The sequence below is a fragment of the Dyadobacter fanqingshengii genome (assembly GCF_023822005.2).
Lineage (GTDB): Bacteria > Bacteroidota > Bacteroidia > Cytophagales > Spirosomataceae > Dyadobacter > Dyadobacter fanqingshengii.
The window spans coordinates 224,074-243,376 of record NZ_CP098806.1 but is presented as its reverse complement, the minus strand read 5'-3'; the positions used below and the strand labels follow the sequence as shown (position 1 = coordinate 243,376).

Sequence of the window (19,303 nt, the reverse complement as noted above, 5' to 3'; positions counted from 1 at the left end):
TATTAGCACTTTGAATTTCGTACCTTTGGGCATTTTTCGACCGGATTGGTTGTTACATTTTTTTGAACATCTCCCTTTTTAGAATTGTGCTGACTGAAACATTGCCCATCGTTACCCACCAGCTTCCGGTTATGGAGGCCTTCTACACCTTGCAGGGTGAAGGCCAGCATAGCGGGCGCGCTGCTTACTTTATCCGCCTCGGCGGCTGCGAAGTGGGCTGTCACTGGTGTGACGTGAAAGAATCCTGGAATGCGGATCTGCATCCAAAATATAACATTAATAACATTGTTGATGGCGCTTTAAAATATCCCGGCCGATTGGCGGTGATCACGGGTGGTGAGCCATTGATGTATAACCTCGACGAGCTGACTGGCCAGCTGCAAGACGCAGGTTTTAAAACCAACATTGAAACGTCCGGCGTATATCCGTTCACAGGACATTGGGATTGGGTGTGTTTTTCTCCCAAAAAATTCAAAAACCCACACCCGGACATTTATAAAAATGCCAACGAGCTTAAAGCCATTATTTATAACAAGAGTGATTTTGAATTTGCTGAATCACATGCCGCGCTGGTTTCTGACGAATGTACACTCCTATTACAGCCCGAATGGAGTAAGCACGAGGTGATGCTGCCTTTGATAATTGACTATATCAAAGACAATCCCAAATGGAAAATGTCGTTACAAACCCACAAGTATATGAATATTCCATAATGCACCGCGCCGCTCTATTTTTGCTTTTTTTCTTTCTGTTTATATTTAATTTCACGCACGCACAGGATGCAACATTGTCCCGAAAAGCCCGTGAAACTTATGAAAAAGCGCAGGAAGCCTGGCAGGCCCGAAAGCTACCCGACGCCATTGCACTCTTCGAGAAAGTCCTTGAACAGGAACCCAATAGTTACGATGCAAATCTAAGGCTTGCGCAGATCTACGAGCTGCAACGAAACGCCGATCTTACCAAGAAATATTACTCAAAAGCCATTCAGTTAAGGCCGTCGACGCCTCAGTCTGCGGCTGCCCTGCAATGGATGGGCCGCTATCATTTTGAGGCGCAGCGATACGATTCTGCGCAGGTTTATTTTGAAAGGGCCTTAGCATTGTTTCCTGCAAAATCGAGCCTTGCCCGGTTGGCAGAGAAAGCCATCGCTTCGTCCAAATTTGCCCGGGAAGCGGTGAAAAATCCGCTTAGCATTCAAAAAAGATCACTCGGCGACACCATCAACTTCCTGAATACGCAGTATTTTCCGGTGATGACAGCGGATAATGAGACATTGATCTTCACCGGATTAACCGAAAACCGCGACGAAAATATATACACCACACATCGCATTAAAGGCGGCAGCGGGGCGGACCGCTGGGACGTGCCGGAAGAAATTTCTGCGTCCATTAACACAACCAATAATGAAGGCACATGCAGTGTTTCCGCAGATGGCCGGACATTGGTTTTTACAGCATGCAACCGACCGGATGGTTATGGAAGCTGCGATCTTTATATTGCAAGAAAAGAAGGTAAGGATTGGAGTGCTCCGTTGAACCTGGGACAGGAAATCAATACGCGGGACTGGGAATCGCAGCCGTCCTTATCGGCTGACGGCCATATGCTTTACTTCGCTTCGGACCGTAAGGGTGGACAAGGCAAGCGGGATATTTGGGTTACAAAACTCGATGAAAAAGGAAAATGGACTGCACCAAAAAATCTGGGAGCACACATTAATACGGCAGACGAGGAAAATGCACCATTCATCCACGCTAACGGGAGAACGCTATTCTACGCCTCAAACGGCTTTCCGGGCATGGGTGGCTTTGATATTTTTATCTCTCAGCGTACGGATACGATCTGGTCGCAATCCATAAACATTGGCTATCCCATCAACACCATTGCCGATCAGGTAGGACTTTTTATCGCTTCCGATGGCCAGAAAGCATATTATACGGACGATGGCTCGGAAGGAAAAGGGCGCTCGCTGCTTTATACATTTAATTTGCCGCAGCAGGTGAAGGACATGATCGTGCCCACGCGTTATGCGAAGGGAAAGGTTTTTGATAAGAAAACGAACACACCACTAGCCTCCGCTATCGACCTTTTTGACTTGAAAACGCAGCAAAAAGTCGGAGAATTCTCGTCTGATGGCAAAACGGGTTCTTTTCTCGCTGTGCTGAACAATGGTGGCGAATATGCATTTTATGTATCCAAAACAGGCTATTTGTTCAAAAGCCTATCATTCACCGTGAATGATTCGACCTCATTCGTAGACCTGGATATTCCTTTGGAAGCCATTGAAAAAGACCGGGCGGAAGTGCTGAACAATATATTTTTCAAAACCGGAGAATATAGTCTGGATGAAAAATCGAAAGTGGAGCTTGGGAAAATGGTGGATTTTTTGGGTAAAAATAAAACAGTCAAAATTGAAATTTCCGGCCATACGGACGATGTAGGTTCCGACACGGAAAATATGGAATTATCAAGGCAAAGAGCGCAGTCTGTACAGCAATATTTGCAGCAGTCGGGCATTGTTGCGGACAGGATCACATTCAAAGGTTACGGCGAAACACAGCCCGTTGCCCCAAACGACTCCCAGGAAAACCGCCAGAAGAACCGCAGAATCGAGTGGAGGATCCTTTAAATCTATTTGCATAAAGAATCGAAATTTTGCACTTTTGTCGATCTGCCAATGTTGTAATAGACGAGTACAACTTAGTTCGTAAACATTCGTCGTTAACAATTAGTATTAAAATAACATGACATCCGAGAAAGTATCTTGCTTAATCATTGGCTCCGGTCCTGCCGGATATACAGCCGCTATATATGCTTCCAGGGCAGGATTAAATCCTGTACTTTACCAAGGCGCGCAACCTGGCGGCCAGCTTACCATTACTACGGAGGTTGATAACTATCCGGGTTATCCCGATGGCATTACCGGCCCCGAAATGATGATCAATTTTGAAAAACAAGCCAAACGCTTCGGAACGGACATTCGTTACGGACTGGCTACGGCGGTTGATTTTACAACGCATCCGCTTAAAGTTACTATTGATAATAAACACGAAATCGAAGCGGATTCAGTGATCGTTTCCACGGGTGCTTCTGCCAAATGGCTTGGACTACCTGACGAAGAGCGCTTAAACGGACGCGGCGTTTCTGCCTGTGCTGTGTGCGATGGTTTCTTTTTCCGCGGACAAGACGTTGTTGTTGTCGGTGCTGGTGATACAGCTGCCGAAGAAGCAAGTTATTTGGCCAAATTAGCCCGCAAAGTGTATTTATTGGTTCGTCGTGACGAAATGCGTGCTTCGAAGATCATGCAGAAACGCGTTGAAATGTTGCCGAACATTGAGATCCTTTGGAATACGGAAACCATTAAACTAAATGGTGAAGACGGACTGGAATCTGTTTTGGTAAAAAATAATAAAACCGGCGAGGAGCAACTTTTGGAAGCAACCGGGTTCTTTGTAGCAATCGGCCACAAACCTAACACGGATATTTTTAAAGGATATCTGAACATGGATGAAACCGGTTACATTCAAACTGTGAAAGGAAGCTCCTGCACGAATATCAAAGGTGTGTTTGCTTGCGGTGATGCGCAGGATAATGTTTACAGGCAAGCCATTACGGCTGCCGGAACTGGTTGTATGGCTGCATTGGATGCCGAACGATATCTCATGGAACGTGAAGTAGAGAGTATTATCGAAGAAACAGCTTAAAATTATTTGCCCAACCCCTAATTTGAATCAGGCTACACTGAATATGTTTTAACGAACAGTGTAGTCTGATCTGATGTTTTTATACCTATGAAAGTAAAGCTTATTGTAAGTTTGCTAATGATCGTGTGTTTGATCTCCTGGAACACGCAAGCGCAAGAGCGAGGAAAATTCAAAAGAAATCCAAAAATCAATCAGTCCGGAAACAACGCCAACGAAGGACCTACAAGAGTAAGCACACCGCAGCCTGAAGACGAATATCAAGTAGAGACGTCCAACCTTAGATTCCAGAGCCAGTTTGAACCCGTAAAACCGCTTAACCCGGTTGTGAGCGAGGATACCACCACCATTGACGAAGGCGAAACCGACGTTGTAGAAGTGGTCGATTCGTTGCTTGTGGCGGATGAATGGGTTAAGTCAGCCGAATATTATGTAATCTGGGATGCACGCACCATTAACCCTTACGGACTAAGCCCGCTGGAATTCGACGAGCCTGTTGAACTCACATTATATGATCCGGCCGTAAACAGAATGTGGGCAACGCCGATGACGGAAACGAAACCTACATCCAATTTTGGTTACCGCTGGGGAAGATGGCACAATGGAAGCGACCTGGATCTGGAAACGGGCGACACCGTTCGTTCAACTTATGATGGCATGGTCCGCATTGTTGCATTTGACGGAAGCGGATACGGACGTTTTATTGTGGTAAGACATTATAATGGCCTTGAAACATTGTATGGGCATTTATCCAAACAACTCGTAGAATCCGGGCAGATTGTAAAAGCAGGGGACGTGATTGGGCTCGGCGGGAATACAGGCCGCAGTACGGGTTCCCATTTGCATTATGAAAACCGCTACGAAGGAAACCCGTTTGATCCGAGAAATATTTTTGACTGGGAAGGAAAGGCCATCAAATCAGATCACTTTCTGCTGACCAGCAATGTGTGGAGCCATTTGCGGGGTAAATCAAACAAAAGTGAATTTGCTTCCGGAGACGCGCCTGTGGCTTACACTCGCTCCATTTTACATAAAGTACGCTCAGGCGAAACGCTTTCTTCCATTGCCGGAAGATATGGCGTGAGCATTTCATCCGTTGCCCGAAAAAACCGCATTTCTACCCGTTCAACATTAAGGGTCGGACAGAAACTGCGCATTAAATAACAACAATCTTATGAAACTAGATATTCTCGCCATCACAGCCCACCCTGACGATGTAGAACTTTGCTGTGCCGGCACATTGCTGTCACAGATTGCCCTTGGTAAGAAAGTAGGCATTGTTGACCTGACGCGCGGCGAGCTCGGCACACGCGGAACGCCCGAAGGAAGGATACAGGAAGCAAAGAATGCAGCAGCGATCATGAATATTTCCGTTCGCGACAATGCAGGATTGGCGGATGGTTTTTTTGCCAATAACGAGGCACACCAAAAAGCGATCATTCCATATATCCGTAAATATCAGCCGGATATCGTCATTACCAACGCCGTTGACGACCGGCACCCCGATCATGGCCGCGCCGGGCAGCTTGTTTCAGACAGTTGCTTTTACTCTGGTTTACGCATGGTAAAAACGTTTGATGAACAAGGAAATGAGCAGGAAGCCTGGCGTCCGAAACACGTTTTTCACACCGTGCAGGATCGCTACATTACGCCTGACTTCATTGTTGACATTACTAATGTCCATGATAAAAAAGTTGAAGCCATCCGCGCTTTTGAAAGTCAGTTTTTCGTACCAAGCTACAACAGCGACGAGCCGCAGAGCTATATTTCTTCCCCCGATTTCCTCGAATTTGTCATCGCCCGCGCCCGCGAAATGGGCCATGCGATCGGTGTGACATTTGGAGAAGGATTTACAACTTCTAAAAAACTGGGTGTCAGGGATTTGTCTGCATTTATTTAAAAAACACAAGCTGGGATTATCTGGTGATCCACGAAATGCTGGCCAACTTCGCGTGTAATATTTGCGGGTGAAATGGTTTGGATATCCAGTCGTCAAACAAGGTTAGCGACCCGCTCGATTCTAGCGATTCTTTGCTGGTTGCTGTTAAGGCAATGATCTGGACATTCGCCTTTTTCCGGTTTTCAAAGGCCCGAATGTTCTGGGTTGCCTGGATTCCATCCATAACCGGCATGTTTATATCCATTAATATCACCTGATAATCGTTCGCCATCATGGATTCAACCGCCGCCTGGCCATTGTCAACGATATCAAATCTGACCTCCCACTTATTCAAGAAGCTTTTCAGGATCATCGCATTCATATTATTGTCCTCGGCAACCAGCACGCTTATATCCAGCGGACCCAGGTCTTTGCTCAATGCCGGCGTCCCGAAGGAAACCGGTTCCTGGCTTAATGGATAGGCAAAATCAAAAAAGAATGATGTCCCAACGCCTTCCTGGCTGGTAAAATCAAGCTTTCCGCCGTGCAGATTCACAAGGCGCTGAGCAAGCGACAAACCCAGGCCCGTGCCATGATATTGTTTCTTCATTCCGGAATTCACCAGCTTGAACGGTTCAAAGATATACGGAAAAACTTCTACCGGAATCCCAATCCCCGTATCCGACACCTTGAAGAAAATCTGGACCTGGTGATGCGTAATTTGTTCGGCATGCATGTTCACCTCAACCGATCCATGATCTGTGTATTTAATAGCATTGCTGATCAGGTTCATCACAATCTGGCCCAGGCGCACCGGGTCACCCATCACCCAGAATTTACTCAATTCAGGGGAAGCATTCAGCGTTAGTGCCAGCCCTTTGTTACCAGCCGTCGCTTCCAGTTTCTGGCAAATGTCCGTGATCACCACACCTGGCTGAAAAGGCTTTTTTTGGAGTTTCGTCTGATTATCCTCAATGTCGTTCAGGTTCAGGATGTCGTTAATGATCGAGCTGAGAATGTCGGCTGAAAACCTGACATTATCCAGGTTCTTCGCCTGTTCATTTTTAGGATTTTCGAAGGAAAGCAGGTCCAATCCACCGATAATCGCATGCAATGGCGTGCGGATCTCGTGTGACATGGTGATGAGGAAATTCGTTTTGTACTCTGCCAGGTCCCGCGCCTGCGCTGCGGCAATTTTCAATTCGCTCAATAGCGTTGTTTCCTTTGCATTGGCCAGCTCCGACTCCTTAAAGAAAAAATAGTGGATGTAAATCAGCATTAAATAATTATACAAAAGGGCAAAAGTAAGGGCATATGTATCAACAGCATAAGCCTGAATTTTAATCTCAACCCTGAAATATTGATTGAGAAAGACCACCGAACCAACCAAAAAAACGCTCAGCAGCGAATAGAAAAGCCCCCATCTGGGCCCAAGAATGTAAAATCCTGCACTGAGAATTACAAAAATGAATTGAAAAGTAACGAGGTAATGCCCCTGCTGGTACAACACCGCAGTGGATAATACGATCAGACAAAGGCAAATTAATGCGAAATGCCCCACTTTCTTGAAGGGTGTGCCCCGACGAAGCATTTCATATCCTGTCCAGGATAACGCGGTGAAAAAGAGGACCCTCCAAAGTAAAAAACTCCTGTTCTGTACAAAATGCAGCACGGCCAACAACACACCCATACCGCAATACGCAAACAAAAGGAACCGAAGTGTTTGTTGTCTGATGTGACTAATGGCATATGTATCCTGCCAAAACGCCGGGTACTTGACTTTTAGGGTCCTTAAAATTTCCTGCATGTAACGTTGAGTTGTTCAAAGCTTCTATATTAAGCCAAATCCATGGAAATTTACCGTTTTCGCGCCTTTTTATAATTTTATCCAGGAATAGGAGTTTCGAAAGTTAAATCTTTTCAGGTCCGGGATTGTTAGTAAAAATAGTGCGGCATTCAACTATTGGCACCGGCGTATCGTATATAAGTAAAACATCAAAACTATAAACAGCATGAAAAAGTCAATCGCGCTCTTGTTATCAGGCGTGTTCGCATTAATGCTGCAAAGCTGCTACGGCCAGTCCTCCCCGGCGCAGAAGGAGCAGAAAAAAAGCCCGGCCTATTCCAAAACGGATTCAGGCGCGGTCAACAGAAGCAATGAAGAGTGGAAAAAACTGCTCTCGCCAGAAGTTTACGAAGTGGCAAGGTTGAAAGGAACCGAGCGTCCGTTCACGAGTGAATATGAGCATTCCAAAGAAATAGGCACATTCTACTGCGCAGTCTGCGGCAATGCGCTTTTCAAAAGCAATGCCAAATACGAAAGCGGCTGCGGCTGGCCGAGCTTTTTTGAACCGATCAGCAAAAGCTCCATTTTGGAAACAGCAGACAATAGCCATGGCATGCGCAGGACAGAGGTCATGTGCGGCAAATGCAAGTCACACTTAGGCCACGTTTTCGAAGATGGCCCGCCACCTACCGGCCTGCGTTACTGCATCAATGGTGTTGTCCTTGATTTTGAAAAGGCAAAAACAGCGGAGAAAAAATTCAACAATAAAAAGAAAGCTGACAGCGGAAGCTAGATTTCAAAGGCTTTCTGACATTAAAATTTATTAAGACACTTTTTGCAGACTTCAAGTTAACATTCTTGAAATCAGCGAAAAGTGTCTTTTTTTGTTTTGTATAAAAAACATGATTTCGGGAAGGCGGCTAAACAATTTGTTCTCATTCTAAATAATGCATATGTTTGCAGCCGCTTAGTTTTAGTCTAAATAAGCCAACCTCACATTTCCCGACAAAAACAATAATTTGTACAAAATGCTACAACATTTTAACCCACGCAATGTCTTATTTGCTTCCATGCTGATCGCGGGGATGACCTCCTGTTCTGATGATGATGAACCGACGGTAACTCCTCCCACCACAGAATTCCGCACCAAGATCGACTATGCAAAAGTTACCCCTGCTACACCTTACAAAAGCCTGTTCATTGATACAAAAGGCGATACTACGGCCGATTTGACAACAGGTAATGTGCGTTATAAAATGTTCCAGGAGCTTAATTATTATGTGGGCTCGGCAGTGCGTGACAGCACGCAGGTAAGCGCAGCGGTGATGAAAAATATGTATGCAAATACAGGTAACCCGTTCACGGATATCAGCACCTCTACAATCAATATTAAAGGCGCTGACCTCAATGCATCAGGCGTTCAGCTAAGGGATGTAACAGCCTCATCGAAGCCAACCGCCGAAGCCGATGCAGCCCGCGCGCACCTGGAAACAAGCTTTGCTGGCATGGAAGCGATCAGTAAATCTGTAAAAGTTGCTGCTGCGAAAGGCGTTGCCGGCAAATTGGGAACGTATCTTGTTGATACAAAAGGAATTGAACATGGACAGATCATTCAGAAAGGCCTGATCGGCGCATTACAGCTGGATTACATTGGTAATGTACTGCTGGATAAGGGTTTGGAAGCTGATAACACAGCATTGGTTTCAGGCAAAAAATACACGGCTTTGGAGCATAACTGGGACGAAGCGTACGGTTTGTTAACATTAAATCCGATTTATCTGGCAGGCGCAACCGACGCTGAAAGAAAATCCAACGAATCCTTTATCGGCTCCTATCTTTGGGAATACAACAAAGCGAGTTATGCCAAAATCCACCCTGCGTTTGTTAAAGGACGTGCGGCGATTGTAAACAACGACAAAGCGGAGGTCACAGCACAGGCAACATTCATCAGGACCGAAATGGAGAAAGCAATCGCTTCGGCTGCTGTGGGTTACCTCGGAAAATGGAAGAGCGGAACAACGGATGCAGCACGTGCCCACGCTATGGGTGAAGGACTTGGATTCATTTACTCGTTGCGTTATTGCAAAATCAACGGAGCGGATGCAGCTTTTTCTGATGCCATCCTGCTTGGTTTGATGGGCTCTCCCAACGGATTCTGGGACCTGACCAATGACAAGATCAACGCGGCTACGGATGCGATTACGGCCAAGTTCAAGTTATAATATTGCAGGACTGTTCCTGAACCAGGGTGGATTGGCGGATTTTCCGTTGATCCACCATTTATAGTTTAAAACTGACCACTAATGAGCATGAAAAATTATCTTGCGATCCTGCTGACCCTGATCTTCCTGGGCTGTTCAGATTCAAAAGAGAAGCCTGAGCCCGAACCGGAAGACGAGGGCAAAGACAGGAAAGCAATGTTGACTCACCTGGCTGACAACATTATCATTCCGTCTTACGATAATTTCCAGGTCAAATTTGATCTGATGGTGACCAAATCCAACGCATTCGCAGCCAAACCGGACCCAACAACGCTGATCGAATTCCGCGCTGCCTGGGTAGACGCTTACACAGCGTGGCAAAAGGTAGAATTGTTCGATTTTGGTCCGGGTGAAAAACACACGATCCGCAACTTTTTCAATATCTATCCCGCTAGTGAGCAGGGAATTGCCGCAAACATTGCCGACCCGAATGCAAGCATGGAAACACCCGATTCTTACCCGAAACAAGGATTTCCAGCCATCGATTATCTGATCAACGGGATAGGCGCAACGGATGCAGCCATTATTGCCCAATACACAACTGCCCCTAATGCCGCAGCCAAACTGGCCTATATCAAACGCATTACTGATCGCATGGACAGCATTCTGGACAAGGTAACCAGCGAATGGAAGGGTGCTTACAAAGAAACTTTTATTACCAAAACAGGCCTGGATATTGGCTCTTCAACATCTTTGTTGGTGAATGGTTACGTGCTGCATTATGAGCGCTATATCCGTTCCGGAAAGTTCGGCATCCCCTCCGGCGCAATGCTGAACGGCGTGCCGGCACCTGAAAAAGTGGAAGCGTTTTACAAAAAAGACATTTCCCAGACGCTTGCTAAAACGGCCCATCAGGCTTTTGTTGATTTTTTTAATGGGAAAAATGCAAAGACGGACGGAACCGGCCCTTCGCTCAAAACCTACCTGGACGCATTAGGCGCCAAGGACAGCAGCACCGGCAAATCCCTCACCGAGTTGCTCAATGCACAATTTGAAGCAAGCAAAGCAAAGCTCGATGCGCTGAAACCGAATTTGTATGAGGAGGTGAAAACCAATAATCAGGCAATGAAGGACACTTATAATGAAATGCAAAAGGCAGTCAGAATGCTCAAAGTAGACATGACGTCCGCCATGAGCATTACCATCACCTACACGGATAACGACGGCGACTAAACGCACAAGCCATGCAGGCTTATTTCAACAAATATGCTCCGGCCGCAACGCTGGCTCTTTTCCGGGTTATTTTCGGCATAATGCTCTTTTTGAGCATTTGCCGTTTCTGGGCAAAAGGCTGGATCACCGACCTTTATATTTTACCAAAATTCCATTTCTCATTTTACGGTTTTGAGTTTATCAGGCCTTTGGGAGAATGGACCTATATCCTGTTTGGCATCTGCGCAGTGGCTGCCTTAATGGTCGCGGCGGGAATGTTATACAGGTTTGCAGCCGTAACGCTCTTTCTATCATTCACTTACATTGAACTGATCGACAAAAGCACTTACCTGAACCACTATTATTTTGTGAGCATGGTGAGCTTTATGCTCATCTTTTTACCCGCGCATGCATCATTTTCTGTGGACGCCTACCGGAACAAACGGTTACTGGCCGACCAGGTCCCAAGCTGGTGTATCGACAGCATTCGGTTGCTGGTGTGCATCATTTATTTCTACGCCGGTCTGGCAAAACTGAACAGCGACTGGCTTTTGCACGCTCTGCCATTGAAAATCTGGCTACCCGCGAAAAATGACCTTCCGATCATTGGCAGTTTATTTAATTACAAATGGACGCCGTACTTTTTCAGCTGGGCTGGCTGCGTGTACGATTTGAGCATCGGGTTTTTACTTTGGAATAGAAAAACACGCCCCTATGCATTCGTTTCGGTGATCATTTTCCATTTGCTCACGGCAGTCCTTTTCCCGATTGGCATGTTCCCCTACATTATGATCGTCACCGCTTTCATATTTTTCCCCGGGGAATTTCACCAGAAAGTGGTTGACACAATCAGTTTTGCTTTAAGTTTGCCGATTCAATTTATCAGGCCAAAGCGTTCATACATTGTTTCGAGCATTACCAAACCGTTCCTACTGGCGATTTTCGCGCTTTTTTTTGTATTTCAAATCACTTTTCCTTTCCGCTATTTACTGTATTCCGATGAGCTTTTCTGGACTGAGGAAGGTTACCGTTTTTCATGGCGGGTTATGCTGATGGAAAAGGCGGGTTATACGCAGTTCACAGTCACGGACGCTTCTGGCAAAAAACAGATCGTCAACAACAATGATTTCCTTACGCGCTTGCAAGAAAAAATGATGTCCACGCAACCCGATATGATCCTGCAATACGCACATATGCTGCGCGACCATTATGCTGCAGCGGGTTTTGACTCGCCGCAGGTTTACGTGGATTCGTATGTTGCACTCAATGGCAGAATGGGCAAACCGATGATCGATCCGGCGGTGGACCTGGCCAAACAAACAGATTCCTTCCAACACAAATCCTGGATTATTCCTTTCAATGATGAAATTAAGGGGCTATAACATTATCCTTTTCCTGCTGGCCCTGTCAAGTGTCGCCTATCCGCAATCCCCCGTTCCGGCGAAAACTGCTCCGAAATCCGACAGCACCGCAGTTCCCGGAAGCATTTCCAAAGACCAGGATCTGAAAGAATTGACGATTACAGAAAAAGCCACGGATTTTGGCTTTTCAAGGCTTCGGGGCGTTGAAAATATGGGGATTTATGAAGGAAAAAAATCCGAAGTAATCACACCTGATCAGCTCGTTGCAAACCTTTCGACCAATAATGCGCGACAAGTTTATTCCAGGGTTGCCGGACTCAACATTTGGGAGAATGATGGCAGCGGTTTGCAGCTGAGCATCGGCGGCCGCGGTCTGGATCCCAACCGGACTTCAAATTTCAATGTGCGCCAGAACGGGCACGACATCAGCGCGGACGCACTGGGTTACCCGGAAAGCTATTACACCCCTCCTATTGAGGCCGTGGGACGCATTCAGATTGTGCGGGGCGCCGCTTCCCTGCAATATGGAACGCAGTTTGGCGGGTTGATCAATTTTGTGATGAGAAAGCCCGTTGAGAATAAAAAACTGGAATTGACAGCGCGACAGAGCATGGGCTCGTTCGGGTTTTATAATGCATTCACCAGCGCAAGCGGGACCGTGGGAAAGCTGAGTTATTACACTTTTTTCCAATACAAAAAAGCAGACGGATGGCGCGCAAATTCACACCTGGACAACAAAACGGCTTACGCTGACATCGATTACAGGATTTCGGAAAATACCAGCATCGGCATCGACGTTACCCACATGGATTACCTGTCCAAGCAGCCGGGTGGCCTTTCAGACGCCATGTTTGCACAGGATCCGCGCCAGACAAACAGGGAAAGGAACTGGTTTCAGGTAGGCTGGAATATGCTTGCCCTGCACTTTGACCAGAAAATAAGTGCTTCCAGCGACTTCAATGTACGGGTTTTCGGCCTTGCCGCACATCGCTATTCACTGGGTTTCAGGCCCAACCGCGTTGCAACAATTGATGACAACAGCGAGCGCGATCTGATCAAAGGCAAGTTTACAAACTGGGGAGCCGAAGCCCGTTATTTGAAAAGATATGCGATTGTAAAAAAACTATCGGTGTTGCTCGTCGGCGGCCGCTATTATCATGGCTTTAACCACAGTTTGCAGGGCATAGGAAGCAATGGGAAAGATGCAGATTTCAATTTCGTCGAGCCGGAGCGCTTCATCACTTATGATTACCGTTTCCCCAACAGGAATTTCTCGTTCTTTGCCGAAAACATTTTTTATCTGACAGACCGCCTTTCAGTGACGCCTGGTTTAAGGTTTGAGTATATCAAAACGACAGCAGACGGTTTCTATGGCAGCATTTCACGAGATCTGGCAGGGAACATTATCAACATTACGCGAACAGACGAGTATCGGAAAAACGGCCGGCAGTTCGTTCTGGCCGGCGTTGGCGTGAGTTACAAGCCCCATACGAATGTGGAAATTTATGGTAACATTTCTCAAAATTACCGCTCCATCACATTCAGTGACATGCGCATTGCCAATCCTTCGTCCGTGATCGATCCCAATTTGAAAGATGAAAAGGGATACAGCATTGATTTGGGCTTCCGAAGCCAGCAAACCGCATTTTTCAATTATGACATCAGCCTTTTTTACCTGAATTATAATAACCGTATCGGCGAAGTGCAGTTTTATGATGAGAGCAACCGCGTTTTGCGTCTGAGGAGTAATGTTGGTCAGGCAATTATTACAGGTGTTGAATCTTATGCGGAAGCCGATTTTTTCAAACTCGTAAATCCGGAAGAGAAGCATTGGAGCGCTGTCCTTTTTGGAAACATTGCATTCATTAAATCTGAATACAGAAGGAGTGAAATTCCTGGTGTTCAGGGCAACGAGGTCGAGTTTGTGCCGAAGGTTAATTTGAAAACAGGTCTGAGAGTCGGCTATAAAAAGTTGAAAGGATCATTCCAGCTCACCCATTTAACAGATCAATTTTCGGAGGCCACCAATGCGATCGACGGCGGCGTTTCTTCCGTTGTCGGGCTTATTCCTGCTTACAAAATCATGGATCTCAGCTTTTCCTACGAATGGAAGCGCCTGAAAGCCGAAGCCAGCATCAACAATCTCGCCAACCAAATGTACTTTACCCGCCGGGCCACCGGCTACCCCGGCCCCGGCATTTTACCTTCGGACGGAAGAGGTTATTATCTGACTTTGCAGGTTAAGATTTAATCATCAAACTTCCCCAATATAATCCCAAAATGAAAACCCATGGCCAGGCTGGGGACGACTTCGCTTGTTCCGGGGGTGTCGTATTCGAACCAGCGGTCGGTTCGGGGGATTCTTGTATTTTCGGGGGTTGGCGTGATTGATTTTACGCTGATGCTGCGAAAGCCCAGACCGGTGAAAACATCCAGTGCCATGCGATTGCCAAAGTAAAATTGCCAGCCCATTTTGACATGCCCTGCCCCTACCGTCCGTCCGGTTTTGACAAATTTGTTTTCAAAATAACCGCAATTGCCCCAGGGCTGTTCACATTCCATTCCTACCCATTTGTTTTCCGAGTATATCACCTTTTTCAGCAAAAACTCGCCTGCTACATAAGCTTTATACCGGCGTCTTTCGAGATAATAATAGCGCAATTGGGTCCTGCTTTTGTAAGTTTCCTTTCTGGGACGCTCCGTTTCTGTGCTATACCATAAATTAAAGGAAGAGTGCCCGTAACCAAAGTCTTGCTGCACGGACATTCCACTATTGCCCAGCGGAACTTCTACGCCGAATTGCACGGAATTATCAAAATCAAACAACGCCAGCGGTGCAAATTTTACAATCACATGCTTTTTGGCTGATTCCGCATCTATTTGTCCGGAAGAAGCGAAACCGTGCATACAGCAACCAACGAGAACAGCTAAAAATAATCTCATAGAACGGGGATTTTACTCAGAAACTCAACATTGTCTGCATCGTCGTATTTGTATTGAAACAGCCCTTTCTCGCCCGTAATGATCAAATGTTTATCTCTGACAATGACATCATAGGCGGGCAGATCTTCAAACGTATGCTTGAACAGCGGCGAAGCCGGATTGGTAATATCCAAAACAGTAAACCCTTTTGTTCCTTCACAAACAAACAATTTATTACCCGAAACACCCAGTCCATAGGGCGAGCTCATTGGTTGCGTATGCACCCTGACCGGTTGTGCGGGATTGCTCACGTCAACCACATCCAGCGAGCTCAATGTATTGCCAGGTCGGCAGGTAACGCCATTCCGCAAGGTAACATAAGCATATTTCCCCTGCACCACCACCGGATCACACGATTGGATGTGCTGATATTTGGTCAAAAGCTTCGGATCTCTAGGCGTGGAATTATCATAAATGTACATGCCGTCCATTGCTCCCACGTAAAGGTTATCACGGTAAGGAAATATGGTTTCTATCCCTACGCCCATATCCTTCTGAACCGTTTTCACCGGATTGGCCCCATCGCCGATATCGTACACTTCCAGCGATTGTTTCGAAACAATGTATAGCGTGTTGCCGGTGATCGCAAACCTCGCCATAGAGCCACCGGCGCCGGTTTGCGGGTTCAATGCCGAGTCATTCCGACCGTCGTTGCAACCGCTCAGGATCAGCAGCAGTCCCAGAATGACCAGCCCTAAAAATATAAATGGTGCAATTTTTTTCATGGTTACAATTCGTTTTTCTGCCTGTCAATTTAAACTTCCTGTTCTTCAATGCTGTTACCGGGAGCAATTTGGCCGTTTGGACATCGGCACTTTTTCCCAGCCCGTTACAATGCCTTTTTTGCTTTCTACGCACTCAAAGTAGACATTGTCGAAAGGCGGATAGTTATTCACAGGAATGGCATTCGGCACTTTTTTTGTTAGCTTAGGTGCTTTGGGATCGCTGATGTCAAAAACCACTAGATTTGTTAAATTATCAGCATATAAAAACTTCCCTTTTGCCGCCATATCATAATTGCCGGCAACAGAAATGAAGGAAATGTTTTTAGGGTTTTTCGGATCGGAATTATCAACAATGTGAATGCCCTGACCGGCTTCGTTAATAAAAAGATAAGGCTCGAGCACGTATATTTTGCCAGGTTTCGATAGCGGCTGCGCGCCTATGACCTCTATTTTAGCCATCTCTTCCTCGGTGGTATAAATGGGCCTGTAACCGGTGCCGTCGAATGGAAATCTCTCAAAAGAATCGCTGCCGTCTGTGACGCATGATGTAACAATGGCAAAAAGAAAGAACAGGCGTAAGAGATTTTTCATAGCGCAGCGGTTAGGTTTGCACGTTTTCATTTTAGACACAATGTTGCATAAGATGGTTGCACCAAATCCCGCGAAAGCGTTAAATAAAAAATCTTAATTATTAAACGGCAACATGCCTACGCAAAATCCATTATGCAGCCGTTGCAAGTAAAAAAATAGATATTAACTTCTTGAATCATGAAACCATCCGTTGCCGTATTGCCATTTGTAAACCTGAGTAATGATCCCGAAGAAGAATATTTTAGTGATGGGGTCACGGAAGAGATCATTAATGTGTTGAGTCGCGTGCCCGGCTTGCAAGTGGCCGGGCGAACATCATCCTTTACTTTTAAAGGCAGAACAAAAGATCTAAAATGGATCGGCGAACAGCTGAATGTGGAGTATATACTGCAAGGGAGCATCAAAAATTCGGGCGACCGGCTGCTTGTGGATGTGCAGCTGGTGCGTGCTAGGGACGACAGCCAGGTCTGGTCCGAACATTACGACCGGGAATTGGACGACATTTTCGATATTCAGGATGAAATTGCACTGGCTATTTTGAGCGCGATAAAAGTACAGCTGCTTGGGGAAGAATCTACTGCCACTTTCAAACGATATACCAATAATAAAGAAGCCTATCAGCTTTATCTGCGCGGACGCTTCTATCATAACAAGTTCGCCGGGCCGGATGCCTATCATAAAGCGATCGGCTATTTTGAGTCTGCCATCGCACTGGACCCAACTTACGCAATTGCCTACGCAGGCATCGCTTCGTGTTACCTAAATATGTGGTTTTACAGGCATATGCCTGCTGCGAAAGCATTACCGCTGATGAAGGAAGCGACTGGTCAGGCGCTTGCGCTGGACAGCGGCATTGCTGAAAGTTACCTTGCTTTGGCCCGCATGCAAATGCTGAACGAGTGGGATTTTGTAAGCGCCGCCGCCTCCTTTGCCAAAGCATTGGAATTGAACTGGAATGCTGCCGATCTGCTGGGACAACACGCGCTCTTCCTGGCCCTGAGCGATAAATATGCCGAAGCAGAAGAACAAACGGCCATCGCATTATCGCTCGAACCATTTTCACTGATCAATAATTTTTACGCAGCATATGTTTACTGGATTGCCGGGAATTTCGAGAAAGCCGTGCAACAGGGACAAAAACTGGTGGCACTGGAACCTTCTTTCTGGGGAGGCCACCTGATCATTGGCCTCAACCTGATCACTCTGAAAAATTTCCCGGAAGCACAGGAAGCGCTGGAAAATGCATTGGAAATCAATTACAACGGCATCACCCTCAGCGCTTGTGGTGTTTTATTCGGGCTCTCTGACGAAACAGATAGTGCACGCGACATTTTAACGCAAATGAACTCCCTGAGCAAAAATCAAGTGGTTGCCAATTACGACATGGGCATTGTGCACGCCGCTGTTGGTGATATAGATGAGGCGCTCGGCTATTTTCAGGCCGCCATTGATCAGCACGAACCGCCGATGCTGTTCTTCAAATTCATCGTCCGCGACTGGCTTACAGAAACTGGTCAGGATGTACATTATAAGTCAATTATTGACCAAATAATCAAATAGCTGTTAAACTTGATTTCTGATTTGACCGTTTAATAACTTATCTCTAAAATGACTCACTCTGAAAGGCTTAGCTAATGGTAAAGTGACCGGTTTTTTTACTTTTGCACTTTAAAAATCCCTCACCGAACTCTATGAAAAAGCTTTTCAGATTCATCGGAATTATCATCCTTCTCCTTGTTGTAGCGGCCATTGCAGCTGCTTCCTATGTAAAATTAGCGCTGCCAAACGTCGGTGAAGCACCCGAACTTACCGTTGAAAGAACGCCTGCCCGAATCGAACGTGGCAAATATCTGGCCAATCACGTTAATGTCTGCATGGATTGCCACAGTACCCGCGACTGGAGCCTTTTTGCCGGACCGATCGTACCTGGCGATCTGGGAGGCGGCGGTGAGATTTTTAATCAGGAAATGGGCTTTCCCGGTAATTTTATTTCAAGAAACATCACGCCATATGGCATAGGCAGCTGGTCGGACGGCGAGCTTTTCCGCGCGATCACAACCGGTGTAAGCAAAGACGGACACGCATTGTTCCCGGTTATGCCTTATCATGCGTATGGCAAAATGGACCAAGAAGACATATACAGCATTATCGCATATGTTCGGTCGTTGAAACCTGTAAAAAAAGACATTCCTGCCTCGGAGGCTGATTTCCCGGTTTCTATCCTGCTCAATACAATGCCTTCAAAGGCCACGCCGGGCAAAAGGCCTTCGGAAGACGATGTGGTAGCAACAGGAAAATATCTGGTTACCGCTGCTTCCTGCGTGGAATGTCATAGCAAAAGAGAAAAAGGCGACATTGTGCCGGGCAGCGAATTTGGCGGCGGACAGGAATTTGGGCTTCCATCCGGAACAATAACTTCAAAAAATATTACTCCCGACGTAAAAACGGGGATCGGTTCATGGAGTGAAGAGGCTTTTGTAAAGCGCTTTAAAGTTTACAGGGATTCCAATTACATTGCGCACAAAGTGGGTCCAAAAGATATGAATACGATCATGCCCTGGGCCATGTATTCGGGCATGGAGGAAAAAGACTTGAAAGCCATTTATGCTTACCTCAGAACGCTCGAACCAAAAAGCAACGTGGTGCCAAAGTTCATCCCAAACTGACCTTTAAATAATTTAGCAGCAAACAAAAGGGTCTCCCAATCTTATGGCGGCCCTTTTTTATGTTCCGACAATCATTATGTCACCGTTAAATAAATTAGATGTTCTTATTACGGGAAAAAATTGGCGTCTGCTTAGGCGATAACATTTGGTTATAAAACTATTACTATAATTGGGTGTTTATACTCAACGTTAAGAACAAGGG

16 protein-coding genes are annotated in these 19,303 nt (G+C 46.2%); 12 read left to right on the top strand and 4 right to left on the bottom strand.

Translation table 11 applies throughout. From position 1 onward, the window contains the following. Window positions 1-131: 131 nt before the first annotated feature. The 5 genes from NFI81_RS00915 to bshB1 all read left to right on the top strand — a co-directional run bounded on the left by NFI81_RS00915 (window position 132) and on the right by bshB1 (window position 5,598). Window positions 132-713 carry a 7-carboxy-7-deazaguanine synthase QueE gene (locus NFI81_RS00915; RefSeq protein ID WP_234614915.1) on the top strand — a complete coding sequence of 194 codons (582 nt, stop codon included), beginning with the start codon at window positions 132-134 and terminating at the stop codon, window positions 711-713. After that, window positions 668-2,626 (top strand): OmpA family protein, encoded by a 1,959-nt coding sequence (locus NFI81_RS00910; RefSeq protein WP_234614753.1) that lies wholly within the window; start codon window positions 668-670, stop codon window positions 2,624-2,626. Before NFI81_RS00915 ends, NFI81_RS00910 begins: the two co-directional genes overlap by 46 nt. A gap of 115 nt (window positions 2,627-2,741) precedes the next feature. Further along, entirely contained in the window at window positions 2,742-3,701 is a 960-nt protein-coding gene (trxB, locus tag NFI81_RS00905; RefSeq protein ID WP_234614754.1) for a thioredoxin-disulfide reductase, read from the top strand. 87 nt (window positions 3,702-3,788) lie between these two features. Next, window positions 3,789-4,862: a M23 family metallopeptidase gene (locus NFI81_RS00900; protein ID WP_234614755.1), complete on the top strand. Its 1,074-nt coding sequence runs from the start codon at window positions 3,789-3,791 to the stop codon at window positions 4,860-4,862. 10 nt (window positions 4,863-4,872) lie between these two features. Continuing rightward, entirely contained in the window at window positions 4,873-5,598 is a 726-nt protein-coding gene (gene bshB1 / locus NFI81_RS00895; protein WP_234614756.1) for a bacillithiol biosynthesis deacetylase BshB1, read from the top strand. A gap of 16 nt (window positions 5,599-5,614) precedes the next feature. Here bshB1 and NFI81_RS00890 read toward each other — a convergent pair whose 3' ends face one another. Further along, window positions 5,615-7,384, bottom strand: coding sequence for an ATP-binding protein (locus NFI81_RS00890; protein ID WP_234614757.1), 1,770 nt, complete (start codon window positions 7,382-7,384; stop codon window positions 5,615-5,617). 205 nt (window positions 7,385-7,589) lie between these two features. Between NFI81_RS00890 and msrB the strand changes: the two genes are divergently transcribed. The 5 genes from msrB (at window position 7,590) to NFI81_RS00865 (ending at window position 14,388) form a co-directional block, all read left to right on the top strand. After that, window positions 7,590-8,156: a peptide-methionine (R)-S-oxide reductase MsrB gene (msrB, locus tag NFI81_RS00885; RefSeq protein WP_234614758.1), complete on the top strand. Its 567-nt coding sequence runs from the start codon at window positions 7,590-7,592 to the stop codon at window positions 8,154-8,156. A 235-nt stretch (window positions 8,157-8,391) separates the two neighbouring features. Beyond that, window positions 8,392-9,585, top strand: coding sequence for a DUF4856 domain-containing protein (locus NFI81_RS00880; protein ID WP_234614759.1), 1,194 nt, complete (start codon window positions 8,392-8,394; stop codon window positions 9,583-9,585). A gap of 87 nt (window positions 9,586-9,672) precedes the next feature. Continuing rightward, window positions 9,673-10,797: an imelysin family protein gene (locus tag NFI81_RS00875; RefSeq protein ID WP_234614760.1), complete on the top strand. Its 1,125-nt coding sequence runs from the start codon at window positions 9,673-9,675 to the stop codon at window positions 10,795-10,797. 11 nt (window positions 10,798-10,808) lie between these two features. Then, window positions 10,809-12,158: an HTTM domain-containing protein gene (locus tag NFI81_RS00870; protein WP_234614761.1), complete on the top strand. Its 1,350-nt coding sequence runs from the start codon at window positions 10,809-10,811 to the stop codon at window positions 12,156-12,158. After that, entirely contained in the window at window positions 12,136-14,388 is a 2,253-nt protein-coding gene (locus NFI81_RS00865; protein ID WP_234614762.1) for a TonB-dependent receptor family protein, read from the top strand. The genes NFI81_RS00870 and NFI81_RS00865 overlap by 23 nt, the downstream gene beginning before the upstream one ends. Here the strand turns inward: NFI81_RS00865 and NFI81_RS00860 are convergent. Genes NFI81_RS00860 through NFI81_RS00850 form a run of 3 tightly spaced genes read right to left on the bottom strand, consistent with a single transcriptional unit; the run spans window position 14,385 to window position 16,435 of the window. Continuing rightward, a complete protein-coding gene (locus NFI81_RS00860; protein WP_234614763.1) occupies window positions 14,385-15,080 on the bottom strand; it encodes a DUF3575 domain-containing protein in 696 nt (231 codons plus the stop codon). The genes NFI81_RS00865 and NFI81_RS00860 overlap by 4 nt on opposite strands. Next, a complete protein-coding gene (locus NFI81_RS00855) occupies window positions 15,077-15,844 on the bottom strand; it encodes an LVIVD repeat-containing protein (RefSeq protein ID WP_234614764.1) in 768 nt (255 codons plus the stop codon). Before NFI81_RS00855 ends, NFI81_RS00860 begins: the two co-directional genes overlap by 4 nt. A gap of 54 nt (window positions 15,845-15,898) precedes the next feature. Beyond that, window positions 15,899-16,435, bottom strand: a complete 537-nt coding sequence (locus NFI81_RS00850) for an LVIVD repeat-containing protein (RefSeq protein ID WP_234614765.1) — start codon at window positions 16,433-16,435, stop codon at window positions 15,899-15,901. Window positions 16,436-16,612: 177 nt separating this feature from the next. On the opposite strand from NFI81_RS00850, the gene NFI81_RS00845 reads away from it, so the two are divergent. Then, window positions 16,613-17,995, top strand: coding sequence for an AraC family transcriptional regulator (locus NFI81_RS00845; protein WP_234614766.1), 1,383 nt, complete (start codon window positions 16,613-16,615; stop codon window positions 17,993-17,995). A gap of 131 nt (window positions 17,996-18,126) precedes the next feature. Next, window positions 18,127-19,101, top strand: coding sequence for a cytochrome c (locus NFI81_RS00840; RefSeq protein ID WP_234614767.1), 975 nt, complete (start codon window positions 18,127-18,129; stop codon window positions 19,099-19,101). Window positions 19,102-19,303: the final 202 nt, after the last annotated feature.